Annotated in this window: 22 protein-coding genes; 9 read left to right on the plus strand and 13 right to left on the minus strand. The window is 59.3% G+C overall.

All coding sequences use genetic code 11. The features are described from left to right. Positions 1-114 precede the first annotated feature (114 nt). Together Q4577_RS08995 and Q4577_RS09000 are read left to right on the plus strand one after the other, a co-directional pair. A complete protein-coding gene (locus tag Q4577_RS08995) occupies positions 115-651 on the plus strand; it encodes an RNA polymerase sigma factor (RefSeq protein ID WP_303468424.1) in 537 nt (178 codons plus the stop codon). After that, positions 648-2,672, plus strand: a complete 2,025-nt coding sequence (locus Q4577_RS09000; RefSeq protein ID WP_303468220.1) for a von Willebrand factor type A domain-containing protein — start codon at positions 648-650, stop codon at positions 2,670-2,672. The genes Q4577_RS08995 and Q4577_RS09000 overlap by 4 nt, the downstream gene beginning before the upstream one ends. 53 nt (positions 2,673-2,725) lie before the next feature. On the opposite strand, the gene Q4577_RS09005 is transcribed toward Q4577_RS09000, so the two are convergent. Then, the gene (locus Q4577_RS09005) at positions 2,726-3,829 is read right to left on the minus strand and encodes a diguanylate cyclase (RefSeq protein ID WP_244690930.1); all 1,104 of its coding nucleotides are present in this window, start codon (positions 3,827-3,829) and stop codon (positions 2,726-2,728) included. 338 nt (positions 3,830-4,167) lie between these two features. On the opposite strand from Q4577_RS09005, the gene Q4577_RS09010 reads away from it, so the two are divergent. Continuing rightward, on the plus strand, positions 4,168-4,581 hold the full coding sequence (locus tag Q4577_RS09010) for a hypothetical protein (RefSeq protein WP_303468222.1): 414 nt from the start codon (positions 4,168-4,170) through the stop codon (positions 4,579-4,581). 148 nt (positions 4,582-4,729) lie between these two features. Then, a complete protein-coding gene (locus Q4577_RS09015; protein WP_303468223.1) occupies positions 4,730-6,892 on the plus strand; it encodes an esterase-like activity of phytase family protein in 2,163 nt (720 codons plus the stop codon). A gap of 220 nt (positions 6,893-7,112) precedes the next feature. Here Q4577_RS09015 and Q4577_RS09020 read toward each other — a convergent pair whose 3' ends face one another. Beyond that, the gene (locus Q4577_RS09020) at positions 7,113-7,607 is read right to left on the minus strand and encodes a lytic transglycosylase domain-containing protein (RefSeq protein WP_303468224.1); all 495 of its coding nucleotides are present in this window, start codon (positions 7,605-7,607) and stop codon (positions 7,113-7,115) included. 134 nt (positions 7,608-7,741) lie between these two features. Between Q4577_RS09020 and Q4577_RS09025 the strand changes: the two genes are divergently transcribed. Next, positions 7,742-8,602 (plus strand): SDR family oxidoreductase, encoded by an 861-nt coding sequence (locus tag Q4577_RS09025; RefSeq protein ID WP_303468225.1) that lies wholly within the window; start codon positions 7,742-7,744, stop codon positions 8,600-8,602. After that, positions 8,599-9,192: an exopolysaccharide biosynthesis protein gene (locus Q4577_RS09030; protein ID WP_303468228.1), complete on the plus strand. Its 594-nt coding sequence runs from the start codon at positions 8,599-8,601 to the stop codon at positions 9,190-9,192. The genes Q4577_RS09025 and Q4577_RS09030 overlap by 4 nt, the downstream gene beginning before the upstream one ends. A 5-nt stretch (positions 9,193-9,197) precedes the next feature. Here the strand turns inward: Q4577_RS09030 and Q4577_RS09035 are convergent, their stop codons facing one another. Both Q4577_RS09035 and Q4577_RS09040 read right to left on the minus strand, forming a co-directional pair. Next, positions 9,198-10,481 (minus strand): glycosyltransferase, encoded by a 1,284-nt coding sequence (locus Q4577_RS09035; protein ID WP_303468230.1) that lies wholly within the window; start codon positions 10,479-10,481, stop codon positions 9,198-9,200. Between the two features lie 8 nt (positions 10,482-10,489). Beyond that, the gene (locus Q4577_RS09040) at positions 10,490-11,908 is read right to left on the minus strand and encodes a hypothetical protein (protein WP_303468232.1); all 1,419 of its coding nucleotides are present in this window, start codon (positions 11,906-11,908) and stop codon (positions 10,490-10,492) included. 297 nt (positions 11,909-12,205) lie between these two features. Between Q4577_RS09040 and Q4577_RS09045 the strand changes: the two genes are divergently transcribed. Next, on the plus strand, positions 12,206-13,363 hold the full coding sequence (locus Q4577_RS09045) for a glycosyltransferase family 4 protein (RefSeq protein WP_303468234.1): 1,158 nt from the start codon (positions 12,206-12,208) through the stop codon (positions 13,361-13,363). Positions 13,364-13,555: 192 nt separating this feature from the next. After that, complete coding sequence (gene xsc / locus Q4577_RS09050) at positions 13,556-15,325, plus strand: sulfoacetaldehyde acetyltransferase (RefSeq protein ID WP_303468236.1); 1,770 nt, start codon at positions 13,556-13,558, stop codon at positions 15,323-15,325. A 70-nt stretch (positions 15,326-15,395) separates the two neighbouring features. On the opposite strand, the gene Q4577_RS09055 is transcribed toward xsc, so the two are convergent. Further along, entirely contained in the window at positions 15,396-16,247 is an 852-nt protein-coding gene (locus Q4577_RS09055; RefSeq protein ID WP_244690920.1) for a phosphate acyltransferase, read from the minus strand. An 84-nt stretch (positions 16,248-16,331) separates the two neighbouring features. On the opposite strand from Q4577_RS09055, the gene Q4577_RS09060 reads away from it, so the two are divergent. Continuing rightward, complete coding sequence (locus Q4577_RS09060) at positions 16,332-17,468, plus strand: citrate/2-methylcitrate synthase (protein WP_303468237.1); 1,137 nt, start codon at positions 16,332-16,334, stop codon at positions 17,466-17,468. Positions 17,469-17,485: 17 nt separating this feature from the next. On the opposite strand, the gene Q4577_RS09065 is transcribed toward Q4577_RS09060, so the two are convergent. The 8 genes from Q4577_RS09065 to Q4577_RS09100 all read right to left on the minus strand — a co-directional run bounded on the left by Q4577_RS09065 (position 17,486) and on the right by Q4577_RS09100 (position 25,120). Further along, positions 17,486-18,121: a DUF1523 family protein gene (locus tag Q4577_RS09065; protein WP_244690918.1), complete on the minus strand. Its 636-nt coding sequence runs from the start codon at positions 18,119-18,121 to the stop codon at positions 17,486-17,488. An 11-nt stretch (positions 18,122-18,132) separates the two neighbouring features. Then, entirely contained in the window at positions 18,133-18,408 is a 276-nt protein-coding gene (locus tag Q4577_RS09070) for a hypothetical protein (protein WP_244690917.1), read from the minus strand. Between the two features lie 3 nt (positions 18,409-18,411). Then, the gene (locus tag Q4577_RS09075) at positions 18,412-19,791 is read right to left on the minus strand and encodes a DUF6638 family protein (RefSeq protein ID WP_303468238.1); all 1,380 of its coding nucleotides are present in this window, start codon (positions 19,789-19,791) and stop codon (positions 18,412-18,414) included. A gap of 38 nt (positions 19,792-19,829) precedes the next feature. Next, positions 19,830-20,576: an HNH endonuclease gene (locus tag Q4577_RS09080; RefSeq protein ID WP_303468240.1), complete on the minus strand. Its 747-nt coding sequence runs from the start codon at positions 20,574-20,576 to the stop codon at positions 19,830-19,832. 195 nt (positions 20,577-20,771) lie between these two features. Further along, positions 20,772-22,709 carry an ATP-binding protein gene (locus Q4577_RS09085; RefSeq protein WP_303468241.1) on the minus strand — a complete coding sequence of 646 codons (1,938 nt, stop codon included), beginning with the start codon at positions 22,707-22,709 and terminating at the stop codon, positions 20,772-20,774. 45 nt (positions 22,710-22,754) lie between these two features. Next, positions 22,755-23,873 carry a hypothetical protein gene (locus Q4577_RS09090; RefSeq protein WP_244690913.1) on the minus strand — a complete coding sequence of 373 codons (1,119 nt, stop codon included), beginning with the start codon at positions 23,871-23,873 and terminating at the stop codon, positions 22,755-22,757. Between the two features lie 14 nt (positions 23,874-23,887). Then, positions 23,888-24,037, minus strand: coding sequence for a hypothetical protein (locus tag Q4577_RS09095; RefSeq protein ID WP_244690912.1), 150 nt, complete (start codon positions 24,035-24,037; stop codon positions 23,888-23,890). A 6-nt stretch (positions 24,038-24,043) separates the two neighbouring features. Next, entirely contained in the window at positions 24,044-25,120 is a 1,077-nt protein-coding gene (locus tag Q4577_RS09100) for a hypothetical protein (RefSeq protein ID WP_244690911.1), read from the minus strand. Positions 25,121-25,503: the final 383 nt, after the last annotated feature.

Below are 25,503 nucleotides of genomic sequence, written 5' to 3' on the forward strand. Positions count from 1 at the left end.
ATTTTGCGGGCAGGCTGGGATGACCAAGGGGCCGTTTCGCCAAGATTGCCAAAGATGAAATTTCTTCCACGCCTGTTCCAAGGATCAAAGCCCGACCCGCGTCTTAACAGGGATATGCGGGATATGGTGAGCGATGAAACCCTGGCCCTTGCGGCATCGGAGGGCGACCGAGAGGCGTTTTCCCAATTGCTGAGCCGTGTCTATGACCGGGTGTTCGCGCTGGCCTTTCGTCTGACTGGCAGCCGGGCCGAGGCTGAGGATCTGACGCAGGATATCTGTGCTGCCTTGCCTGTAAAGCTGCGGGGGTTTGACGCCCGCGCCCGGCTGACCACCTGGCTTTACCGTGTGGTGGTCAATGCCGCCCACGACCGGCGGCGGCGCGCGGCATCACATGCGCGGGCGGCTGTTGGTTGGGGGGATGTCGAATTGGCGCGCCGTGCCGAAGCGGATGAAACCCGCGATCAGCTGGGCTGGCTTGCCGAGGCGATGTTGGACCTGCCCGAAGACCTGCGCGAGACGCTGGTGCTGGTGCTCGAACCGCTGACCCATGCCGAGGTCGCGGAAATTCAGGGCATTTCCGAAGGCACGGTAAGTTGGCGCATGTCAGAGATACGCAAGCGCCTGAAAGCGCGATCGGAGGCTGAGAGATGAGCGACGAATTGGACAAATTGGCCAAGGCATTGCGCGCTGCGACGCCCACGCCGGACGCAGAACACAAAGCGGCCAATATCGCGGCGGCGAAAAAAATCTTTGCCGATGCCCAAGGATACGATGACAGCGCCCGTCATACTCTTGAACGCCCCAAAAGGAGCGTGTTTCAGAGAGGATTGACCGCCATGTTGAATACGTTGTCGCCGCGCGCCGCCCTGGGTGCCACCACCGCCATTGCCCTGATCGGGGTTGTCATGATCCTGCCGACGCTGGACCGTGATGTGCTGACAGTGGGGCCAAGATCGGTGCAGGAGGTGCCGAAAACAGTGTCGGATATGGATGCCCCGGTAGAAGAAGCGCTGATTGCCAGCGACGTTGATACCGCTGTGACCCGGCCGCAGGTGTTTTTCAGCGGCGCTGGGGATGGGGCCGCCAGCGCGCCGCCCGCCCCAATGGCAGAGCCCACGATCGACATGGCGGATGCGCCGATCGGCGGCTTGCTGAGCATGGAGGCCCCGACGCCGCGCAGCTACTCCACGGGGTTGGCCCGGACCAAGCAGGGCGTCAACGACATGTATGTCCGGCCAGCGCCGGACCCGGTGGCATCGGTGCCCGAGGGCGACACCGATGCCTTCCCGGAGGCGGAAACCAACCCGTTGAAGGTGACGGCGCAATCCCCGGTGTCGACCTTTTCCATTGATGTGGATACCGCCGGTTGGTCGGTGCTGCGCAACATGTTGGAAAACGGCCAATTGCCGCAAAAGGACACGGTCCGGATCGAAGAAATGGTCAATTATTTCCCGTATGACTATGCTGGGCCCGATGCCGGCCCTGATAGCGGCGCGGCCTTTCGTGCGGGGGTCATGGTGGCGGAGACGCCTTGGAATGCTGGCACGCGGTTGGTGCATATCGGCATTCAGGGTGCCCTGCCCGAGGTCGACGAACGCCCGGCGCTGAACCTTGTCTTTCTGGTCGATGTCTCTGGTTCGATGAACCACCCCAACAAACTGCCGCTGCTGAAACAGAGCCTGCGGTTGATGTTGGGTGAATTGCGCCCAGAGGATGAGGTGGCGATTGTCACCTATGCCGGGTCGGCCGGTGTGGCGCTGGAGCCAACCAAAGCCGCAGAGCGCGAAACCATTCTGGCCGCGCTTGAGGGGCTGGGCGCGGGCGGTGGCACCGCGGGCGCGCAAGGCATTGAAACGGCTTATGCCATGGCCGAAAAGATGCAGGGCGAGGGCGAGATCAACCGTGTGTTGCTGGCCACCGATGGCGATTTCAATATCGGCATTCACGACCCAGACGCGTTAAAGGATTTTATCGAGGTCAAGCGCGACAGCGGCACCTATCTAAGCGTGCTGGGCTTTGGCCGTGGCAATCTTGATGACACCACGATGCAGACATTGGCGCAGAACGGCAATGGTCAGGCGGCCTATATCGACACGCTGAGCGAGGCACAGAAAGTGCTGGTGGATCAGCTGACGGGCGCGTTGTTCCCGATTGCCGATGATGTGAAGATTCAGGTGGAATTCAACCCGGCCCAGATCGCGGAATACCGGTTGATTGGCTATGAAACCCGTGCCCTGCGGCGCGAGGATTTCAACAATGACAAGGTCGATGCCGGTGACATCGGCGCGGGCCATCAGGTGACCGCGATATACGAGGTCACGCCGGTTGGCTCTGATGCGCGATTGACCGATCCGCTGCGCTATGGCGCGGAACCGGCGGCCAATGACAGCGACGAGCTGGGTCTTCTGCGCCTGCGGTACAAGGCCCCGGGCGAGGACAGCAGCCGCCTGATTGAGACCCCGATTGTTGCGGGGGGGCAGCCAACGGCCGATATGCGGTTCGCCTTTGCCATTGCCGGTTTCGGGCAATTGCTGCGCGGCGGTGCGTATCTGGGCGACTGGAGCTTTGGCGACGCCATCGCGCTGGCCAATGGGGCCAAAGGTTCGGATGACTTTGGCTATCGGGCGGAAGCGGTGCGGTTGATGCGCTTGGCGCAAACCCTGGCAGAGTGAGATCTGCGGGCCACACGACAGGATAAAAGAGGCGGGCGGTTTCGCGCGCCTCTTCAATCGCCGATCGCATCGGCAAAGATCACCCGGTTTCGTCCGTTTGATTTGGCGAAATACAGGGCGCGATCCGCAGATTTCAGCAAGTCCTGCAAATCTGTCCCGGACCTGCCGGGCGACATTGCCACGCCGATGCTGACAGACAGCGGAACAATTGACCCTTCATACCGAAATTCAGTCTTTCCAATGCCCATGCACAGCAATTCCGCAAAGTGTTTTGTCGAGTTGCGGGAAATGTTCGGAAGGAAAACCGCAAATTCTTCGCCGCCCACACGCCCGACATCACCGAAATCGGGCGTTATGGATCGCAGGATTTGTGCAATTTTGACCAGCGCCTCATCGCCAGCGGCGTGACCGTATCTGTCGTTCAGCCGCTTGAAATGATCTGCATCGACCAGGACCAGGGCATTGGAATTCAGATTGTCGACCGACAGTTTCCGGTCAACGCTGTCCCGGAAACCCCGGCGGTTCAGCAATGTGGTCAGCGGATCGGTCAACGCATTGGTCAACAATAGTTTTTCGGATCTGATGTAATGCCGCTCCCGTTCGATCAACGGGCCCATCATGGCGGCCCCAATGACACAGAAAATGGCGATAACCGGAACCGCAGTGGTCAGAACGTTTAGCATGATATCATATGGCAATATCAAAACGGATGCGGTGTTCAACGCAAGCAGCGCCCCAAGCCCGACAAAGGCCGGAAGCCGCAATTTGCCTTTGGGCTTCAATTTCCAGGCCCAGACCAGCCCCAGACCCGCAGCCAGCAAAATGCCGACTGCCCCGGTCGGGGCCCCGACACCCCCAAGCATGAGCCGATATCCAGCCGTAATGCCCCCGGCGATCAGGGCCGTAGGCCAGCCGCCAAACGCGGCGCCGATGCCAACAATGATGCTACGCGCGTCAAATATGATGCCCTCGCTCAATTGCACCGGCTGCAACATCACCAGGATCGAGCCAAGCGCAAAGGTGAAACCGTTCAGCACAGATCGCAGCCAGAGACGTGTTATGGACCGATGAATGACGCCATAGGAAATGGCCAAAAGCGCCATGACCCCGCCCCCGAAAATGATCGCGACGAGGACCGCCGTCAGATCGAACTGCATCTGAGATTCCTATCTGAAAAAAGCGGGGCAATCTAAGTCGCTAAAATTTGCAGAAAGATCTAATTTACAATTATTAACGAAAACCTAAAATTCAGCCGCTGGGGCAATTTAATTGATGGGTCAAGCAATGTCAGGGCGTTTCTTGCCCGATGGGCAGCTAAATCAAGTGGAAATGCCGAGCAATCAGGGCCGCAATCACCGTCGCCTATGGGCTGCGAATCGCGAACGGTCTTGGGCATAGGCCTGTAAATTATCGACTTCACCGTCAGATCAGGTCATCCTTATCCGGGTTCATCAGATGCCGGCAGAATGCGCCTGAGCAAAACGGGATTTAAGCCATGACGATGATCATAACCCGGTTCAATGTCGTGGATAATCTGTGGGCCAATTGCCCGTCCTTTCGTCCGGTGATCGCCGCGTTCCGGGCAGAATACGCCGGCCTGGCAGAAGACAAGTTGCCAATTTACATCCTGATGGGGGATTTGGTGAGGGGGTGCTCGGCACATCTGCAAGCAGAAAAGAAGAGCGAAATTGCCGGGCTTTTTGCCCTGATAGAGCGGTGGATCGCCGAGGGCGACAAATATGTGCATGACATGGCAATCGTCGGCTTTATCGAGGATCTGCAAAACGCAAACCTGCACGATGGCACCCAACCGGAAGATTTCAAAGAATTCCTCGGCCCGCTGAGTGTTCGCTATTGGCAAAAGGTCGCCCGGTTTTGGTCAAAATCCGAGCCGATCCTCAGGGACTGAGGCGAAGCTGCGCCATTTGGTTATGTGCTTGGGGTCCGCCTGGGCACGGCCCGGAATGTGATCTTCATCGGAATGTGCCCTTTTTGTCATGGGTGCGTTACATCCCGCGCGCAGGAGGTCGGAGCATTTTCCAATTAGGGGACGTATTATGGTCGTTCGCACCATCTGCCTGACCTCTGTCATTGCGCTGACCGCCGGGTCCGCCATGGCCGAGATGAATTTCAATCGCATCGCATCCTTTCCGGTCGTCACCAACATGGCCGACGGCGAAGATACGTCACGCGAAACCTCGCCTGAGATCATTGATGTCACTGCGGATGGCATGACGCTTGTCTACACCGACAGCCCGCTGGGCGCGATCGGTCTGGTCGACATCACCGACCCCGCCAACCCGGCCCCCAAAGGCAATATCGACATGGGCGGCGAGCCGACCTCGGTTGCTGTTGTCGGCACCACTGCCTTTGTCGGCGTGAACACCTCGGAAAGCTATGTCGCCCCTTCGGGCGTGATCAAGGCGATCAACACCGCCGACGGTTCCGAGCTGGGCGCTTGTGATCTGGGCGGTCAACCTGACAGCCTGGCCAAGGCCAAGGACGGCAGCTTTATCGCGGTGGCGATTGAAAACGAACGTGACGAAGACCTGAACGACGGCGTGATCCCGCAGATGCCTGCCGGGTCGCTGATCATGGTGGGCGTCAAGGACGGCACCCTTGATTGCGCCACGATGAAATCCGTGGACCTGACCGGTCTGGCCGAGGTTGCCGGATCCGACCCCGAGCCGGAGTATGTCTCGATCAACGCCGCTGGCGAAGTTGTCGTGACCATGCAGGAAAACAACCACATGGTTGTTGTGTCCAAAGACGGCGAAATCCTGAACCATTTCTCGGCCGGTGCGGTTGATCTGGAAGGCATCGACGCCACCGACGAACGCGGCGCGCTGATCTTTACCGAGAGCCAACAGGGCCGCAAACGCGAACCCGATGCGGTGACCTGGATCGACGACACCCATTTTGCCACTGCCAACGAAGGCGACTACGAAGGCGGTTCGCGCGGCTGGACGATCTTCCACAAGGACGGCACCGTCGTTTATGACAGCGGCACGTCGTTCGAACATGCGATCATTCAGATCGGCCATTACCCCGACAAACGCTCTGATGCCAAAGGTGTAGAGCCCGAGTCGGTGACATTTGGCGAATTTGGCGGCACGCCTTATGTGTTTGTTGGGGCCGAGCGCGCTTCGGTCGTCGGTGTCTATGACGTGACCGATCCCAGCGCGCCGGTGCTGAAGCAACTTCTGCCCTCGGGTGTTGGCCCGGAAGGTTACGTTGTGATCCCGGAACGCAACCTGTTGGTTTCGGCCAATGAAAAGGACCTGATCGAAGATGGCGGCGCGCGTGCGCATGTCATGCTGTTTGAATATCAGGACGCCCCCGCGCAATACCCGCATCTGACATCCGAAGGCATGGACGAGCTGACAGGCTGGGGTGCGATTTCCGGCATGGTCGCTGGCGAAGGCAAGACGATCTATGCCGTCAACGACAGCTTCTATGGCTATCAGCCGACGATCTTCACCATCGACGCGTCCTCCAAACCGGCGCGGATCACCGATGCGATGCAGATCACCCGCGCGGGCCGTGTGGCACAGAAACTTGACCTCGAAGGCATCACGCTGGACGGCGAAGGTGGCTTCTGGCTCGCCAGCGAAGGCCGCACCGACCGGGTTATCCCGCATGCGCTGTACCATGTGAATGCCGAGGGCGAGATCGAAGAAGAAATCGGTCTGCCAGCGGAACTGATGGCTGTTGAAAAGCGTTTTGGCTTTGAAGGTGTGACCAAGGTTGGTGATACGCTTTGGATGGCCGTTCAGCGCGAATGGAAAGACGATCCGAAAAACCACGTGAAACTGGTGGCCTATAACACCGAGTCCAAGGAATGGGGCGCCGTTCTGTATGAAAAGGCCGAGCCCGCAACCGGCTGGGTCGGTCTGTCGGAAATCACTGCGCATGGCGATTACGTTTATATCGTTGAGCGTGACAACCAGCACGACCACCGCGCCGTGACCAAGAAGGTCTATCGCATTGCGATGGCCGACATGGTGCCCGCCGCGCTGGGCGGTGAGCTTCCGGTTGTGACCAAAGAGCTGGTGCATGACCTGCTGCCCGATCTGGCATCGACCGGCGGCTATGTTCTGGACAAGGTCGAAGGTCTGGCAATCACCGCTGATGGCGAAATGTTCGTCTCGACCGACAACGACGGTGTCGACGACCATTCGGGCGAGACCATGTTCTTCTCGATCGGCGGCGCGATGTAAGCCAGCTGGCTGACATCACTGTGATCAGGAAAGGGGCCTTTTGGGGCCCCTTTTTCATTCAGATGGCACAAGATGACCAAAGCTGACTTTGGGTCAATGTGGTTCCATGCCCGTGGTCGGCGAATTCGCCCCTGACAAAGCGACGGGTCGCCGCGATTGGCGGCAATAGCCCGCCCAAACCCCAACAATGGATGATCCGGCCCCGAGGCGATGCCAGATCTCAGCCGGGGCGAAGTCCGGTTTCCACCAACATGCCGCGCCGTTTGGCTTCGTAATAATAGCCCCGCGCGTACCAGCGTATGGCGGTTTTTTCGCTGCCGTCGGCCAGCAGCCAGGCACCGCGCAGGTATTTTACCGCGTATTTCAGATTTGTATCGGCATCGAGCAGGTCTGTGGCCTGACCTTTGAAGCCCATGCTGCGTGCGGTCTGGGGCAGGATTTGCAGCAGGCCCCAATAGGGGCCATTGCGTGCCCAGGGGCGATGGGTGCTTTCGCGGATCGCCAGTTTATGCACCAGGGTGCGGGGCACTTGGTAATGATCAGCCCATTTGTTGATCGAGGCCCGCAGAGCCGGGGTTTCGTTCGGGTAGAGCGGCGGGTTATGTGCCTTGGTCTTTGGCTTTGCCTTTTGTGCCGGCATGGCACAGGCCGAAAGCGGCAGGGAAACAGCGGCGAGACCGCCCAGCAATAGGGTCCGGCGGGTAAAACAGGTCATCAGCAACGACTCGGGAATTGTGAATACTGTGGTATTTTAGCCTGTCGCAAAGCCTTGCGCATCGGGCAGGATCTGGTTCGGCGAAGCCTTGCCGAGGGTTGCAATTCGCCCCATCACGCCACAGGGTGCGGACGATGAAAAACACATTGCTTTCTTTTGGTCACGGCTATTCCGCGCGGGCGCTTTCACAGGTGCTGAACCCGGCTGACTGGCGGGTGATCGGCACCACGCGCAGCCCGGGAAAGCTGGCGGAATTGTCGGCCCAAGGGGCCGAGGCGCGGCTGTTTCCCGGTGATGGTATGACTGACGCGCTGGAGCAGGCCAGCCACATTCTGATTTCCGCCGGGCCGGTTGGCGACGGCGATCCGGTGCTGGCCCTTCTGCGCGACCAGATCACGGCACGTGCGTCGCAATTTCAATGGGTTGGCTATCTGTCGACCACCGGGGTTTATGGCGATCATGGCGGCGATTGGGTGGATGAGACCACGGCACTGACCCCCAGTACCAAACGGGGCGAGATGCGGGTTGCGGCGGAAAACGACTGGCGCGCCATTGCGGATCTGCCGTTGCATATCTTTCGTCTGGCCGGGATCTATGGCCCCGGGCGCGGTCCCTTTGCCAAGGTGCGGGCCGGCACGGCGCGCCGCATCATCAAACCGGGACAGGTGTTCAGCCGCATCCATGTCGCCGATATTGCCCAGGCGTTGCTGGCGTCGATCCACCAGCCCAATCCCGGCGCGATCTATAACCTCTGTGACGACGATCCCGCCCCGCCGCAGGATGTGATTGCCTATGCCGCCGGTCTTTTGGGCTTGCCTATTCCGGATGCCATCCCATTTGAACAGGCCGAGATGACACCAATGGCGCGCAGTTTCTATGCCGAAAGCAAGCGGGTGAAAAATGACAGGATCAAGCAGGAGCTGGGTGTGCAGTTGATATATCCAGAATATCGTACCGGTTTGCAGGCGCTGTTGCGCAGCGCTGCCCAGGAATGACCCCACCGCGGAGTCTGAGTGATATTCTGGTGGCGCTGCAACCAGATCCGGACTGTCATGATCCTGTGTCGGTGGATAACGTGCTGACCGAAATCGGCCAAAGGTCTTTTGCGCCTTTTGTGTTGGTGATTGCGGTGCTTCTGGTTTCGCCGCTGTCGGCCATACCCGGCGCGCCGACGCTTGGCGCGACAATGATCATTCTGATTTCGGTGCAATGGCTGACCCGGCGGCCCTATATGTGGTTGCCGAAATTCCTGTTGCGGCGCGAGGTGCCCGGCGCCCGGCTGGCGCGGGCGATCGAGTGGCTGACCCCGATTGCGCATTGGATTGATGCGCGCAGCTACCGGCGTTTGCCGCTGTTGACCACGCCGCCGATGGCCATGCTGACCAAGGTGGTGATCATCGGGGTGGCCTTGGGCTGGCCGGTGCTGGAGCTTTTGCCAATGGTGACCTCTATCGGCGCGCTGACGGTGGCCTTTTTGGCGCTTGGGTTGATGGTGCGCGACGGGGTGCTGGTGATGCTGGGCTACCTGATGGTCGGTGGCACCGCCGGGCTGGTCATCTGGTTGGTCACCCATGTTCAGGGCTGAGCGATTTACAGCGGCTTTGGTTTGATGCCGGTCGGCTCACAGATCCAATCATAGACACCGGCCACCTGTTGCGCCTTTGCGGCCCAGGTGAAATGCTCGAACACCCGGTTGCGGGCGGCGGCGGCCATCGGCGCCAGTGCCGCCGGATCAGAGGCCGCAGTTGTGAGGGCCTCGCGAAACCCCTGAATGATCGCGTCACGCGAACCAATGGGAATGGCAATGCCGGTGTCGGGGGTAATCAACTCGCCCGGGCCGGCGTAATCCACCACCATTGGCACCAGCCCCAGCGCCATCGCCTCTAGCACCACCCCACCGCCAAATTCGCGGATCGACGGAAAGCTCAGCATGTGGCAGCGCGCCGCCACGGTCTGGACCTCCTGATGCGGCAACCATCCGTGAAAGGTGACTGCGGCCTCGGTATTGTCCGCCGCCACCTGGGCCCGCAGGTCGGCCATCATTGGGCCGTCACCAATCAAATCCAAGGTCATCGCGCCGGATTTCAGCAATGGCGCGGCAGCCGCCAACAACATGTCCGGCCCCTTGTAGGGCACCAACCGGCCAATGAAACAGGCGCGCAGAGGGCCGGACCCGGCCTCTGACACCCGAGAGAACCGCGCCGGATCAACGGCGTTTTCGGGCAGGTAGATCACCTTGTCCTGAAATTTCTGCGGGATTTCCGACTGGGTGTGGCGCGATCCGGTCAAAATCGCAGCAGCATGCCGCAGGGTGCTGTGATGCCCCGGCAGATACCGATAGGCGGACCGCAGATAGCTCAGCAACTCGCGCTCGCGCAGACGTTCGGCATTGAACCCTTCGGGCCAGGGCACACCGCCATTCAGCGGCCCCATCATGAACGGCACACCCGCGCGGGCGCAGCGGCGGGCGATCGGGCTGGCCAGCGTCGGCGACAGCGGGGTGACGCGGTGCACCAGGTCGAATTCGCCGCCCTTCAGGGCGGCACCGAACTTGCGCCAGACCAGCCGCTCGAAATGCGGATAGGCCAATGCGTTCAAGGCTTGAAGCGTGGTCCAGCCCTTGCCATCGCCCAGCCGCAGCTTCTCGCCCAGTTTCCACAGCGGTTTTGCCAGGCTGTCACTGTCGATAAAGGTCGCATCCCGACCTTCGACATATCCGGCGCGCAAAATGGCGTCGCGATTGCGCAGATGTGTGACCAGATGCACATCGGCCACATCGCGCAGCGCATCTGCCAGCGACCAGCCGACCAAAGGCACAGACACCCATTCGGGATTGGCGGCCTCTGCGATCACCAGAACACGGCGTTTTGTCATTTGGTCGATTACTCCATCACCGGACGCCAGCGCAGGGCGAACCGGGCCTTTTTCCGTAAATTGCCGTCGCGCATTTTCAATCGCTCACGGCGCAGGGTTTCGGCGTATCCCATCAATGCGCCGGACAACAGCCAGGTCAGCGGTGTCAGGGTGGCATTGGGCACCAGTTCAACCGCATTGATCGCCAGCATCAATGTCAGCGGCCCGATAAAGGGCGAAACATCTTCGGGTTTGCGCGCCAGCATTTCGCGCCAAAGTAGAAAGATCGGCAGGATAAGCAGCCCGAATTCCGCCAGGAACCCGATCCAGCCGAATTGCCCCATGACGATGATCCAGCGCCCGTCGCTGATGGTTTCAACAGACCCCGAAATGTCATTGTATATCAGGTTCCGGCCCCAGCTGCCCCAGCCGAACAGCGGCTTTTCCGCAGCCCGTTCCAGCAGGATGTCTTCGTTGTCCAACCGGAATTTCAAAGAGGCCGCGCGCTCTGTGTCGATGCTGGCCGCCGCGGCCAGTATCCGGTCGCTTGGGATCAGCTCGACCGCTTTCAGCACCGGATAGCCGACGGCGAGGAGCGCCAGAAGCGCCGCGATCTTGATCTGGTTGCGGGCCGAGAAGGACAGCACAACAGGCACCAGAAACAGGGCGAATAACATCGCCCCGAGCGATTTGAACAGGAACAGGCACACGCCCAGCCACATCATGGCGCCCGCATAAAGCAACCGGCGCTTTTGCTCGAACTTCAGCAACGCCACCGCCGAGGTCAGCGCCATCATGATAAAGAATGTCAGCCAGATGCCGTGGTACAGGAACACCGTGGGCCGCCAGCCGCCAAACCGAAAGGTCTGGGTGAAATCATGCTGAAAATAGCCGTAGATCATGATGTTCATCTGTGGCGAAATCCGCACCTCGATCAGGGCGGGCAGGGTATAGGCCAGCCCGGCGGACATCAGCACCACCAGAACCAGACGCTGCGAGGCCGCCTCGACCAGATATTGCCGCGCCAGAACAAAGGGAATGAAGATCAAAACCTGGGTCAGCGACAGCGCAATCGCGTCGGTGATCTGCAATCCGGGTAGATGCAGCGCATCGCCCCAACGCACCATTTCCCCATTGGTGGCCACGGTGGCAATGGGCGACAGGATGAATGTCAGCATCAATAGCTTGCCCGCAAGGCTATCGGGCAAAACCGATTTGCGCAGCCCGTAAAACATGATTGAAAGCACCAGCGCGCTGAGCGCCGGGATCGAATGTTTGCTCAGCGGGGGCAGCAGCGGAAAATCAAAGGCCGCGGGCGTCGGTGGCAACAGCAGAAATCCCGCCACCAATGTCCATAGCAACGCAGGCACCAGTGGCAGCCGGCGAAACAAGAGCACGGTCACCACCGGCCAAAGGGCCAGCATCAGATTTGCCAGGATATTGGGCATCAGGGTCTTTCAGAAGCCATTTTGGGTTTCAATACGCTCTGTCTAGCCAAGGATTGGGGCAGGTTTTGGGCCAAATACGGTCTTTGACCAATCCTAGCGGTGCTGCCGGAAATGGCAAAACACGCCAGCGTCAGCGGGCGACACCCGCCCGGTCGGTTATCTGTGCATGCAGATCGGGCGGGGTTGCAATTGGTGCCGCTACGGCAACTATTCCGAAAGCAGAGGGTTTTTTGGGTTGCGCTTGGTCGGGGGCTTGGTCAGCTTTGGTGCAGGTTAATCAGATAAATTTAGATTCCATTGCCAAGCCGCCGAAAAATAGCATATCTCTGCGATCTGTCGCCGCATGACCCGCTGACGTATTCCGGCGGCAATGCGCGTATTTTCAATGCGTTGCAGGAGCATGTCGGGGATGTCACGCCGCTTGATCCGGGGTGGGGGCGGATTGATTGTTTGCGGCGTTTGATCCTTGCCATGCCAAAAGCCGTGTCCATTCGCCTGCTTTGGCGGGTGCAGTTGGCGCTTTCGTCGCTGATTGCCCCGGCCATTCAAAAACAGCTGGCGCGTGGTCGGTTCGACGTATTGGTCGGGGCCTATTCCTTTCACTCCTTCGCGGCACTGAAACTGCCGCCGGGGGTGTTTTCGGTCTATACGGCGGATGCCACGCCAACCACCTACAAGCGTAGCGTCGTGGGCCAGTCTTTTGACCGCTATCTGCGCATATCCCGATTGCTGGACCCGATGATCATGCGCGTGGAACGGCGGGTATTTCGCAATCTGAATTTGATGATCTGGCCGACGGAATGGCTGAAATCGGGCGCTGATGGGCTGTATGAATTGAAACCCGACCGGTCGATTGTGGTGCCTTGGGGGGGGAATGTGACCGATCCGGTGCCGTCGGACGTGCCACCGGCGCTAAGCCGCGGGACACAGGTGCGGTTTGTTCTGGTCGGGCGTGACTGGTGGGCCAAGGGCGGGCCATTGGTGTTCGAAACCTTGGTGGAACTGCGCGCACGTGGCATCGACGCGGTATTGGATGTGATTGGCGCAACCCCGCCCAGAGAACACATCGCCGATTTCGTCACTGTGCACGGAGTTCTGGATAAATCGCTCCCCAACGAGATGGCGACGTTTGAAGCGGTGATGCGGCGATCGCATTTCCTGTTCCAGCCATCTTTAGAAAGCTATGGTTTTGCTTTCTGCGAGGCATCGGCCTATGGGCTGCCGTCGCTTTGTCTGCGCATTGGCGGGGTGCCGGTGCGTGAAGGGGTGAATGGCCATGCCCTTCCGTATGGCTCGGGGCCAGAAGGGTTTTTGAACCGGATCGAGACCTATCTGGAAAATCCGAAATCCTATGAGGCCCTGCGACGCTCTGCCCGAAAGGAATACGAAGACCGCCTGAACTGGGACGCCTGGGGGCGGCGGGTGGATGCCATCCTGGCCGAACGGGGCAGGTAGAGGGATCTGGCTTCGCTTATCCGGTGGTGGGGCAATGGCGGATGCGCGGTTGCGTCCAGCATGTAAATTCATGATTTGGCGCTAAGTGCGGAACCAATCTGGCCCTATCGTGTCCGGCAGCAAGGCACTAGCCTGCGCCGAAATGGTCGTGCCCGACACATGGCCAGATTTGCCACCAAGAGGATGCCGTCAATGAAAATGACCACCGAAGAGGCCTTTGTGAAGGTGCTTCAACGCCACGGGATCGAACATGCCTTTGGCATCATTGGGTCGGCCTTCATGCCGATTTCCGATCTGTTTCCCAAGGCGGGTATCATGTTCTGGGATTGCGCCCATGAAGGGTCGGGCGGGATGATGGCCGATGGCTATACCCGCGCCAGCGGCAAGATGAGCATGATGATCGCCCAGAATGGCCCCGGCATCACCAATTTCGTGACTGCGGTGAAAACCGCCTATTGGAACCACACGCCGCTGTTGCTGGTGACGCCACAGGCAGCCAACAAATCCATCGGCATGGGGGGATTTCAGGAAGTCGAACAGATGAAACTGTTCGAAGATATGGTTGCCTATCAGGAAGAGGTGCGCGATCCGTCGCGGATTGCCGAAGTGCTGAACCGGGTGATCCTGAACGCCCATCGCGCCAGCGCCCCGGCCCAGATCAACATTCCGCGTGACTACTGGACCCAGGTCATCGACATTGACCTGCCGGAAATCGTGTCGTTTGAACGTCCCGCAGGCGGCGAAGCGGCCATTTCCGAGGCGGCAAAGCTGCTGTCGAGTGCCAAGTTCCCGGTGATCTTGAACGGTGCCGGGGTGGTTCTGGCGGGGGCGATTGATGACTCGATGCAACTGGCTGAACGGCTTTCTGCGCCTGTTTGCGTCGGCTATCAGCACAACGATGCTTTCCCCGGATCACATCCGCTGTTTGCCGGGCCGCTCGGCTATAACGGGTCAAAGGCGGGGATGGAGCTGATTTCCAAGGCCGATGTCGTGCTCTGCCTTGGGACGCGGCTCAATCCGTTTTCGACCCTGCCGGGGTATGGCATCGACTATTGGCCGACGGATGCAAAGATCATTCAGGTCGATATCAACCCGGATCGCATCGGGCTGACGAAAAAGGTTTCGGTCGGCATTGTCGGTGACGCCAAGAAAGTGGCGCAAGGGATTTTGGGGCAACTGGCGGAGGAAGCCGGTGATGCGGGCCGCAAGGAGCGCGAGAACCTGATTATCCAGACCAAATCCGCCTGGGCGCAGCAATTGTCCGGGATGGATCATGAAGACGACGATCCCGGCACGACCTGGAACCAACGCGCCCGCGCCGACAAACCCGACTGGATGAGCCCCCGCATGGCATGGCGCGCGATCCAGAGCGCCCTGCCGCGTGAGGCGATCATTTCCAGCGACATTGGCAACAATTGTGCGATCGGAAATGCCTATCCCAGCTTTGAACGGGGGCGCAAATACCTCGCGCCCGGTCTGTTTGGTCCCTGTGGCTACGGTCTGCCGTCGATCATCGGCGCCAAGATCGGCTGCCCGGATGTGCCGGTCGTCGGCTTTGCCGGTGATGGTGCCTTTGGCATTGCGGTGACGGAACTGACCGCCATTGGCCGTGAGGAATGGCCGCCGGTGACAATGGTGGTGTTCCGCAACTATCAATGGGGCGCGGAAAAGCGCAATTCGACTCTGTGGTACGAAGACAACTTTGTCGGCACCGAGTTGGACGACGGTGTCAGCTATGCCGGAATCGCCCGGGCCTGTGGCCTACAGGGCGTACAGGCCAAGACAATGGAAGAGCTGACCACGGCATTGAACACAGCCGTTGTCGATCAAATGCAGAACGGCAAGACCACATTGATCGAAGCATTGATCAATCAGGAATTGGGTGAACCGTTCCGCCGCGACGCGATGAAAAAACCGGTTGTCGTGGCCGGGATCGACCCTGCGGATATGCGCAAGCAATAGGTTCGGGCGGGGAGATTCCGGCAACGGAATCTGCAAATTTCACCATGAAATTTGCCCCGCCCAACGCAGCCTAACTCAGGGCGATGGTAACGGCGGTGGCGGCAACGATGTCTGCCACGGTCGCGCCCCGGCTCAGATCACACACCGGGCGGCGAAAGCCCTGAAGGAAGGGGCCGATGGCCATCGCCCCGGCCAGTTCCTGTACCAGTTTATAGGCGATATTGCCTGCTTCCAGCGAAGGAAAGATCAACACATTGGCATCCCCCGCACCCATTCCCTTTTTCTCTGCGGTTCGTGGATTAAGCGCGGCATCCGCTTGGATCGGGCCGGTGAAGCCGGTGATCTCTGCGACGTCGCGGATCATGTCAACGCTTGGCCCGCTGCCGCTGTTGCCGGTGGAATATGACAAAAGCGCCACGCGGGCCGGGCCGAGAAGCGCCTCGCAAGAGGCCGCAGAGGCGCGGGCGATCGCCGCCAGCGCGGCGGCATCCGGGGCCACGTTCACCGCGCAATCGGCAAAGATCAACTGGCGTCCGTCGGGGAAAACAATCAGAAAAAACGACGATGGCACTGTCACGCCCTCGGCCAGCCCAATGGCCAGCCCGGCGGCTTCGATCACCTTGGCGGTGGGGCTTGTGGCCCCGGCGACCATGGCGTCGGCCTCGCCTGCGGCCACCATCGCGGCGGCGCGGATCAGGGGGCGGGCCAGCATCCGCCGCGCAATGCCTTCTTTCATGCCGCGATTGGCGACAAGGCTTGCGATCTGGCCATCGGTGATGTCGGCCACGTCCACCGGCACACAAATCCCGTCGTTGCGCAATTGCGCCACGGCCTCGGCTGTGCGCGGATCCTCCAGTTCGGGGAAGACCACCCGCGCCTGTCGTGCGCGTGCTGTGGCAAAAGCCTGTTCCAGAACTGTCATTCCGTTTCCGTCCGTTTCGTTCCCGCCCATTTCGCCCCGGCCCATTTCGCCCCTGTCCTTGTGCTTGCCTGAAAGGAAATCATGATGAGTGATGACGTGAAGATCAACCGTGGCCTCAAGGGGATTTACTTTGAACGCTCCGGTGTCAGCCATATCGACGGTGCCAAGGGCGAGCTGCTCTATCGCGGCTATACGATTCACGATCTGGCGGAACACAGCACCTTTGAAGAGGTGTGTTATCTGCTGATCCATGGTGAGCTGCCGAATGCCGCGCAATTGGCCGATTTCGACGCCGCATTAAAGGCGGCACGGCAGTTGCCAGATGCGGTGTTCGAGGTGATTCAAGCCTGTTCCGGTGGGCATCCAATGGATGTGTTGCGCACCGCCGTGTCGGCACTTGCCGCGCTGGAGGGGGACAGCCGCGAGACCGGCGAAGACGCCTTTCTGCGCAATGGCATTCGGCTGACCAGTCAGGTGCCGATGATCATTGCCGCGCATGAGGCAATTCGCAATGGCCGCACGCCGGTCGCACCTGATCCGACGCTGTCCCATGCCGCCAACTGGCTCTGGATGCTGAAAGGCGAGATGCCCTCGCAGGATGCCGCGCGTTTGGCGGATGTGGATTTCATCCTGCACGCCGAACATGGCGCCAATGCATCAAGCTTTGCCGCGCGTGTGACGGTGGGGACCGAGGCCAATTTGCACGGTGCGATTGTCACGGCCCTGGCCACGCTGGCGGGGCCGGCCCATGGCGGCGCGGCAGAGGACGTGATGAAGATGGTGACGGAAATCGGCAGCCCCGAAAACGCCGCCGCCTATGTCAAAGCCAAACGTGCCGCCCGCGAGGCCGTGACCGGTTTCGGCCATCGGGTGTATCGTGCCGAAGACCCCCGCGCCCGGCACATGCGCGACGGGGTGCGCAAGCTGGGCCAGGAGATGGGCGCGCCGGAATGGTACGAGATCCTTCAGGCGGTGGTAGAGGCGATGAAACCCTATTCACGCCATGGGCTGAACGTGAATGTCGATTTCTATTCCGGCGTGATCTATCAGCTGCACGGGATTCCGATGGATCTTTATGTGCCGATCTTTGCCATCGGGCGGATGCCGGGATGGATTGTGCAATGTCTGGAACAGCAACGCGGCAATATCCTGATCCGGCCCCTGACCCTGTATAACGGCCCGGATCAGCGTGATTACCTGCCTATGTCGCGGCGGGGCTAAGCCCGCCGCCCGGTTGGCTATTTGCCGCCAAACCATTTGTTGATGCGGCTGCCGGTGCCTTTGACCGCGTCGGTGGCGTCGGCGAAGCCTTCTTCGACATCTTCCAGCATCGGATCAATCCGCCGTCTACGGAACCGCAACCAACGCACATAAATGGCCCAGAACACCAGAGCGGCCAGCCCAAGGATCACAATGCTCATCCAGGGAATGATCCTAACATCGGGGCCGTCGACCTGACGCACAGAGACCGCATTGGGATAGATCGACAGGAATTCATTGCGCCAGCCATAGTGGCGAATGGCGACCCATTTCGGATTTTCCGAGGTTGACCGCAGGTCCGCCGCCTCTGTCTGGAGGTTGGCGGTGTCGAATTTGAAATAGGGCGGCCAGCCCCAGCCGGTGTCTTCGTTGCGATAGACCATCGGGCGGCCATTGCTGCGGATTGCCTGAATGAAGAACACGTCGCGGTTCACCTGACCGGTGGCATTGCCGCTATCCGGGCTGGACCAGAAGATCGAGTTTTCGCCAAAATCGACGCGCCGGGTTTCGGTGTCTGAAATCCGGGCGATATCGTGGTGAGGCAAGGTATAGTGGAAGAACGCCGCCACCAGGACCCAGAAGCTCAGGATCAAAAGCCATTTGAGATAGCGCATAACGGGAACCTTCAGTGGAAATTGGTGAAATAGATGACAGCGGCAATCAGGGTGACCGGCACGACATAGACCCCAAGGATCAGCTTGCGCCGCAGAGAACCGTCATAGTCGGTCAGGCCGCTTTTGACAAAGGCCTCTTTGGCGTCGTCGTCGCCCTGCATGCCTTCGGCCTCCCATTCGGCCTCAAGCTTGTCGCGCCGTACCGCGCGGGAATAGAGCGACAGGCAGACATAGACAATCGTCAGCACGACGAAGCCGATGAAAGACAATCTCAAAAAGCCCAACATTGCCTATCTCCTCTTTGCCGCGCCCCAGGGGCCGACCCGTGCGATCAAATCGTCGCGCCCTGACCGCGCGGGGGTGGGGCGCACCGGCTGCACGGGCGGCGTGACCTCATCCATTGCGGCATCATGCCCAAAGAGTGCGGCACGTGCGCCAACCTTGTCCACTTGATACTCGCGCCGGAGGAAATCAACAACATAGGATCGTTTGGTGTCGGACCAGCCGCGATAGAGTTTATAGAACAACTCTTTGTGGCAGATGAACAATTGCCGGATGTCACGCGGGGCCAGTTCGGCCAGCAGCATGTTGACCAGATCGCGGTCCGGGGTGTCCGCCGCCCGAAGAGACAGGAAATAGGCCGGATGATCAGAGGTGATGCGCGGCCATTTGCCCGCGCCCTCGGCCCATTGCACAAGCTTGTTCAACCCGTGATAGGCCTCTGGCAGGTCGGCGGCATGGCGGCGCGCCAGATGACGAATGTCGCGGCGGGTGGCCCCGGTCAGGTCAATCCCGGCATCCTGGGCGGCATCAACCACGATGAAATCCATCTTTTGCCGCAGGATCGCGCCGGCGTCGATGCCGGGGGATTTTACGATGGGTTCGACCAGATCGTTGTAGTCAAAGAATTTGGCAATCCGATTGCGGTCACTCAGGTCAAAGACATATTTGATCGGCAGATCCGTCAGCATGTCTTTGTCGCCGGCCGTGATCAGCGCCGGGTGATCGACCCCGCGAAAGAGATAACAGCCGCCAAAGTGGCTGGTCCAGAAATTGGTCTGGGCGAATTCCATCGTGTCGAGCAGAACGGGATTGCGGATGATGTCGCCGGTGCGCTGGGCGGTGCTGATCATTTTCGCGATCAGCACGTCGTCGAACCAGGCATCCTCGCGGGTCTTGAACTCATCCACCATCTTGGCCAGTCCCTGCGCCTCTTTCAGGGTGCCGCCGGTGGTGTCGGCTTCGACCGTGATCTTGCGGATGTCGAACAGACGGGCGGGGTTGGTGACGGTGAAGACCGAATTCACCAGCTCGCCGGTTACGGCGTCACGGGCCGTAAGGGCAAAGAGCTGGGCCTCATTGGTGGTGATGAACTGCCGCAGGATATTGCGCGAGGTCGAGAAGGTGGCATTGAGCAGCGGCGCGGTTTTCTGGTCAATGGTCAGCAGGATGAACTGCCGGTTGACGCCAGCATGGTTGAGGTATTGCGGATCGCCCAGCTCGTCACCGATTTCGGGCGAAAAGCCGGAAATGTCGATGTGAAAATCGGTGAGCGCCGTCTGTTTGCCGGTAAGGTGGTCAAGCGCACGGTTATAGCGGTCGACCAAAGCGGGGCTGTCGACGCGGATCAGATTGCCAAACATGAGGCCGGATTGGATGAGGCGGTTCATAATTTATTCCGGTCAATAGTGGTTGCAGTTTGTGGATTTCATCCTGAATTGCCTGATTGCCGCATCAGTTTCCGCAATTCGTCAATTGAAAGAGGCGGAAATTTGCGGTGGAGCATTGCGTGGCAGTTTGGACATACGGGCACCAAGTCAACGGTAGGGTCGATGTTTCTTAGGCCTTTTGTCAAAGATACCGGATTGACATGATGGACGTGGATGAACCCAGCTCCGACTGGGCCATACGTCTTCTCAAAATCGATATCGCAGACTTTGCATTGGGTGCCATTTGCTTGCAAGCAAACTTGGCGTGCTTTGGAGTTTCGCTCGATAATACTCACTGTGACTCGTTTTTTTGCGCCTTCTGGATACTTCGAAGCGAGATGTTCAGGAAGTTCATCAGCGAGTAGAGGCACGTATGCTTTCTTGAGAGCGATCCAATCGGCACCGATTTTTATAAGCTCGGCTGCGTGTAGTTCTTCAATGACCTCAGTAATAATGCTCGGCGATTTTTCATAATCCGGATTGCCTTGAACCATGACAAAAAAGACCAGATCGTAGCCTTCGGCTGTAACGAGATCTAATTTCTTGATGGCATCGGAGTATCCGGGTTGTCGTCTACCACGGAAGCGCTCCCAACTCTCGGAGAGAATAACACTAGAAGAATCATTACTTAGGGTATTCCAAGCGCCAAATATCACTCTTTTTTTGCTGTGGTCGACAGCGCACCAACTCCAACGTTGATTGGCATATTCTGCACCAAGTTTTCTAAAAAAAGCAGTTCTACTCAAATGTTCTGCCTCCAATATTCTGAAACAACGGAATATCTTGATTTCCCTTGCTCGTGCTGAGCGCGCCGATCGACCTCACCACACTCAGATGTATTGCGAACAACACGCTGCCGCAGCCCCGGACTTGATCCGGGGCCTCACGTCCAGCCTTGCGATGAGGTCCCGGATCACGTCCGGGACTGCGGAGGGCAAAGATCACCCTTTGGCCTCCAAATACCGCCGTTTCGCTTCTTCCTGCCGCCCATAGTCGCGCACCATGCCCTCAATCGCCACCTCATCCGACTTGTCGGCATAGCGGAATTCGCTGTCGGCGTAGCGGTTGATTTCTTGCAGTACCATTTCCGGCGTGATTGGCACCCGCAGGTCGGCGATCATCGCGCGTTTGGTGTCGTAGTCGCGGAACAGGAACAATTCGGGGTTTTCCATCCATTCATCCGGCAGTTCAAAATCCATCGCCCGCACCTTGACCGCGTCGGTGATGTTCTTGATGGCACGTCCGGTAAAACGTTCGTCGGCCTCCTGAATGGCCTTCAGGTAGGTGCCCATCTTGGCAATCGTGTCCAGATCGCCAACCGTCGATCGCACCCGGTCGAACACCGCCAGCAACCCGGCCTCATGCGGGCGGGAATGCGAGGCGAAGCTGGCGGACACGGCTTTCTTGATTTCCTGCGCGGCAAAGGCTTCGTGATCACCCAGCGGGATGTCGTGGTTTTTGCCCATCAGCAGATGCAGGATGTCGATGTAATCTTCGCGCGTGCGCGGGCCGTCGACCAGAAAACGCGCCCCGGCGCGTTGGCGCAGGGCGTCGTCGACGTTTTCGGGATAGTTCGAGAACATGCCAAAGGTGCAATTGCCGCGCACCACGGTGTTGGCGCCTGCAAAGCTCTCCATCAACACAGCGGTGATTTCGAGCTGCCCGGCGCTCGACTGACGGTCGCCGCGTTTGCCGGCAAGCTGGTCAATGTCGTCGATGGTGCCAAACCCGATCACATTGGGGTCGATGATGTTGTTGATAAACGCCTTGGCGTTCTGGCCCGACTTGCCCTGATAGCTGTCGATATTGTCGGTCGACAGGTTCTGGTAGCGAAAGGGATAGTCGGCCACCTTGCAATAGTCGTTGATCAGGCCGGCCATCATCTGGATCAGCGTCGTCTTGCCCGTCCCCGGTTTGCCATCCCCCATGAAGGTAAAGATGAAGCCGCCCAAATCGGCAAAGGGGTTCAGCTTGCGGGTGAAATCATAGGCCATGAGCATCTTTGACAGCCGCAGCGCCTGATATTTGGCGATATGGTTGCCGACGACTTCGTTCGGTTTCTTGAACGTCATGGTCAGGGTGGTCGATTTCGCCTTGGCCGCCGGGGTAAAGCCGCGAAGGGTCAGGTCGTCGGCCTCGACATGCCAGGTGGCCCCGGTGAAGGGGGCAAGACGGGGGGCAGAGCCCGCGCGCCGGGCGGTTTTGTCCATCACCTGTTCGGCAAAGGCGGTGATCGTGGCGATCAGATGGGCGTCGTCGGGGGCGTGGGCCTCGATATCCTGTTCCAGCTCCCACAGCAGGCCATGCAGGGCGATCTGGCCATTGTCGGTGATCAGTTCGTCGACTTCGCCAATCTCTACCGTGGTTTCAGAGGTATGCGCGGACAGCAGATAGGCGGTGGCATTGGCCCAGGCATGGGCGGTGATCAGCGCCTCGGCGGTCAGAAGCTCGGTGAATTCGGATTTGCGGTTGGCGGGCAGGGCCCCTTGCAGGTTCGCGCGTTTGAGGTCGGCGAGGCCGGTCGCCTCGGCGTAGCTTTCCGCGACGGCCTGCGCGATGGAAATGGCGCGGCGCAGGGCGTGCAGGGTGGTGGCCTGTTGCGGCGAGGTCAGGGCGTCGTCGTCATCCGCGCCCTCGATCGTGGTACGCAGTTGCACGCCGTGTTTGGCCGCGCTGCGACGGGTGGCAAGACCGGGGGTGGTGGAGCGGAACCGACGCGCGCGCGGGATGCCGGGGGACCGCTCTCCGGCGTCGGCCGGAGAATTCTGCACTGCAATGCGGGGCGTGTGGTCAAAGCCGGTCAAAAGCGCGGTGGCGGCCGGGTAATGTTTGCGAATGTCTTCTTCGCGAAGTTCCATCTGGTCGCTGGTTTGGCTCATAATAAAATCTCCTGAACGGCGCGCGGTGAAGGCGCACCCATCGGGTCAATAGGAAAGGACGCGGCCGCCGGGGCTGACCACGAATTTGCGCACATTGGCAAAACCGGGTGGGTTCTTTTCGGCCAGCACCTGAAACGGGCGTTGCGGCAGGATGATGGCGCGGCTGGTTTCGGTCGCACCGGTGTCGATGCCGCGGCCCGAAAATGGGTCAAGCGCGAACACCTCACGCTCGACGGTGGAAAACCATCCGGCGCGCTCTTCCTTTACCCGTTCGCTTTCCAGCATTTCCGAGGTCCAGGCCAGGGTCCAATCCTCGCCCGGGGGGGATTTCGCCTCGGCCAGCACATCGCGGATTGGCCCGGTCTGGCGGGTGAAGGCATGGGAATACATCGGCCCGATGTGAAACCGGCGCAGGCGCTTGGGGTGCAGGTCGTCAAAGCTTTCGTCAAAGCCGCGCGCAATGGTCAGAAGCTTCAGCGCGCCGAGGCTCTGGCCCATCAAATGGCGCTGCACCTCGGGCCAGCGGCGTTCATCCTTGGGCAGGGCGGTTCTGCCGCTGTCGTCCAGTTCCAGCAGATAGATCGTCGGCAGGTTGATCTGGCTGTCATAGACCGCCCAATGAATGCGGTAGCTGCGGCGGTTTTCAAACCCGGACACCCAATCGATGCGCGGGTCCATGCGGGCCCAGAACAGATGCCCGCGCGCCAATTCTTCGTAATACAGCCGCTGGGACAGGGCAAATTGCAGCTTGGTCGGCAGCGCCTTGTCGGTGATGATCTGGCTGATCATCTGATCCTTCAGCGCATTTGCCGACGGCATGTTTTCCAGGTGCTGGTCCGCCTGCTGGGCGTCATTGGCCATGACAAGCAGCTCCTGAAACGCCGGAAAGCCGCTTTCGCTGTCGTCGATGGCCAAAGAGCCAAAGAATTGCCCGGTGTCGCGCCCGACCAGAAGATATTTCATGCTGAGCGCCTTGAACGTATAGGCGATGCCGCGAATGTAGCGCGCAAGAATTTTCACATCGTTGCGGTCAAGACTGCCTTCGGCCTCCATAACACCGGCAACTCGGCCCAAATGGCCGGTGATTGCCTCGAACTTCTGAAAGTAGCGGCGGCTGGCGAAGGTTTCGGTCAGCCCATGGTGTTCGGTGACAACGTCAGTCATGGCATCCTTCTGGATCAAAACGCCTGTACGGCGCGTGACAGGCCGCGCAGGGCCTGAAAAAACCGGTTGCACCCATCCTCGGCACAGCCGTCCGAGAACAGGATCACCCCGAAAATTGCAACCGCCAAAATCAGGCAGATGGTGACAACAGCCCCACGTGACATGCGGGATCAGCCGCCATAGGCGTTGCTGTCATGCTTTTCGACAATCGACGCAAACCGACGAGCAAAGCGTTCGTCGGCCTTGGCCTTGGCCTCCAGCACCTCACGCGCAAACACCATATGATCCTCATGCGATTCCAGCATGTCGGCCATTTTCTGGTTGGTTGCGGTGCCGATGGCGGCCATGGCGGTCTGGGCCTCCTGATCCGTTTTCACGCCGATTTCGTTGATCCGGTGGGCCACGTCCTGTTGCTGGGCGGTTTTCAGCGATTTTGACAGCGCATCATAGAGCACCACACGTTGCTTGGTGTCTGTTTGCAGTTTGTTGATCAGCACCATCTGGGTCGCGGATTGGTTTTGCAGACTGTCGACCCAGGATTTGCCCTTTTCGATATAGCGTTCCAGCGTCTGGCTCTTGGCCAGCTTGACCTGCTCCTGCTGGACCAGATCGTTATAGGCCTTGTTCAGATCGGCGAGCTCGGTTTCCAGCTTGGTACGTGCGGCGGCGTCTTGTTCGACCGCGATCTTGTTTTCGACTTCGATGATCTTGGGATCCATGCCAAGGATCTCGGCCTTCAGGGCCTCCAACTCACCGACGGTGAATTCGCGTTCGTCCAGGGTTTCGGTCAGGTTGGTTTCGACCTTGGATTTCTGTTCGGTCAGGACAGCCAACTGGTTTTCCAGCAGCTTGGTGATGATGTCGGATTTCGAGATCAGATCCTGCAATTTGTCGTCGATATTGGCGGTCTTCATCCGTTCCTGACGCAGCGCATCAGAGCGGTCCTTGGAGAAGAAGCCGACAAAGCTCTCCCAGCCGGTCTTCGACCGCATTTCGTCGAAATCGCGGGAAAAGGCGGCCGTGACATCGTCCAGCCCCATGATCAGCTCGGCGATATTGGCGTTCATGACGCTGGTGTGGTTGTGCACGTCCTGAAGGGTGGCGTTTTCCACGTCAATGTCGGTTTCGATGCCCTGCTTCATCTTTTCGCGGGCGGTGTCGATGCGGCTGGTGATTTCGGAAATCTTGGATTGAGCTTCGGCAACCTGGGTTTGGCTTTCCCGCAGTTGGGCGTCGAAATTGGACATGGAAATTCCCCCTTTTTGCAAATCTTGCAGTGGATATGGGTAATGTTATGCCGGTTTACATCGGCCTGGCTGTGTTTTCTTATAAACTGTGGCAAATGTGTTGGCCAAAGGGAAGGTCAGAATTTCCAGACCCGGGTGTTGGGGGGCTGGCGACATCGGGTTTGGCTGTGGGATGCGTTGGATCGGTGGCGGGCAGTCTCTTCAAACCACAGGATGTATGGCGGGCAGTCCCGCCAAACCGCAGGATAGATGGGGGGCCAGCCCCCCAAACCCCCCGGGATATTTCTGGTCAGATGAAATTGAGATGGCGTCTGTGGTGGCGATAAAGTGCTGTTAGGGGGTGTTGATGCCGCAGTTTCGTCATTGTGAGGTATACATATGGC

This window comes from Marinovum sp. 2_MG-2023, from assembly GCF_030548265.1.
Taxonomy (GTDB): domain Bacteria; phylum Pseudomonadota; class Alphaproteobacteria; order Rhodobacterales; family Rhodobacteraceae; genus Marinovum.

Excerpts from the sequence above, each read along its gene's own strand:
- Q4577_RS08995 (WP_303468424.1), top strand. The coding sequence starts at position 115 with ATGCGGGATATGGTGAGCGATGAAACCCTGGCCCTTGCGGCATCGGAG.
- Q4577_RS09000 (WP_303468220.1), top strand. The coding sequence starts at position 648 with ATGAGCGACGAATTGGACAAATTGGCCAAGGCATTGCGCGCTGCGACG.
- Q4577_RS09005 (WP_244690930.1), bottom strand. The coding sequence starts at position 3,829 with ATGCAGTTCGATCTGACGGCGGTCCTCGTCGCGATCATTTTCGGGGGC.
- Q4577_RS09010 (WP_303468222.1), top strand. The coding sequence starts at position 4,168 with ATGACGATGATCATAACCCGGTTCAATGTCGTGGATAATCTGTGGGCC.
- Q4577_RS09015 (WP_303468223.1), top strand. The coding sequence starts at position 4,730 with ATGGTCGTTCGCACCATCTGCCTGACCTCTGTCATTGCGCTGACCGCC.
- Q4577_RS09020 (WP_303468224.1), bottom strand. The coding sequence starts at position 7,607 with ATGACCTGTTTTACCCGCCGGACCCTATTGCTGGGCGGTCTCGCCGCT.
- Q4577_RS09025 (WP_303468225.1), top strand. The coding sequence starts at position 7,742 with ATGAAAAACACATTGCTTTCTTTTGGTCACGGCTATTCCGCGCGGGCG.
- Q4577_RS09030 (WP_303468228.1), top strand. The coding sequence starts at position 8,599 with ATGACCCCACCGCGGAGTCTGAGTGATATTCTGGTGGCGCTGCAACCA.
- Q4577_RS09035 (WP_303468230.1), bottom strand. The coding sequence starts at position 10,481 with ATGACAAAACGCCGTGTTCTGGTGATCGCAGAGGCCGCCAATCCCGAA.
- Q4577_RS09040 (WP_303468232.1), bottom strand. The coding sequence starts at position 11,908 with ATGCCCAATATCCTGGCAAATCTGATGCTGGCCCTTTGGCCGGTGGTG.
- xsc (WP_303468236.1), top strand. The coding sequence starts at position 13,556 with ATGAAAATGACCACCGAAGAGGCCTTTGTGAAGGTGCTTCAACGCCAC.
- Q4577_RS09055 (WP_244690920.1), bottom strand. The coding sequence starts at position 16,247 with ATGACAGTTCTGGAACAGGCTTTTGCCACAGCACGCGCACGACAGGCG.
- Q4577_RS09060 (WP_303468237.1), top strand. The coding sequence starts at position 16,332 with ATGAGTGATGACGTGAAGATCAACCGTGGCCTCAAGGGGATTTACTTT.
- Q4577_RS09065 (WP_244690918.1), bottom strand. The coding sequence starts at position 18,121 with ATGCGCTATCTCAAATGGCTTTTGATCCTGAGCTTCTGGGTCCTGGTG.
- Q4577_RS09070 (WP_244690917.1), bottom strand. The coding sequence starts at position 18,408 with ATGTTGGGCTTTTTGAGATTGTCTTTCATCGGCTTCGTCGTGCTGACG.
- Q4577_RS09075 (WP_303468238.1), bottom strand. The coding sequence starts at position 19,791 with ATGAACCGCCTCATCCAATCCGGCCTCATGTTTGGCAATCTGATCCGC.
- Q4577_RS09085 (WP_303468241.1), bottom strand. The coding sequence starts at position 22,709 with ATGAGCCAAACCAGCGACCAGATGGAACTTCGCGAAGAAGACATTCGC.
- Q4577_RS09090 (WP_244690913.1), bottom strand. The coding sequence starts at position 23,873 with ATGACTGACGTTGTCACCGAACACCATGGGCTGACCGAAACCTTCGCC.
- Q4577_RS09095 (WP_244690912.1), bottom strand. The coding sequence starts at position 24,037 with ATGTCACGTGGGGCTGTTGTCACCATCTGCCTGATTTTGGCGGTTGCA.
- Q4577_RS09100 (WP_244690911.1), bottom strand. The coding sequence starts at position 25,120 with ATGTCCAATTTCGACGCCCAACTGCGGGAAAGCCAAACCCAGGTTGCC.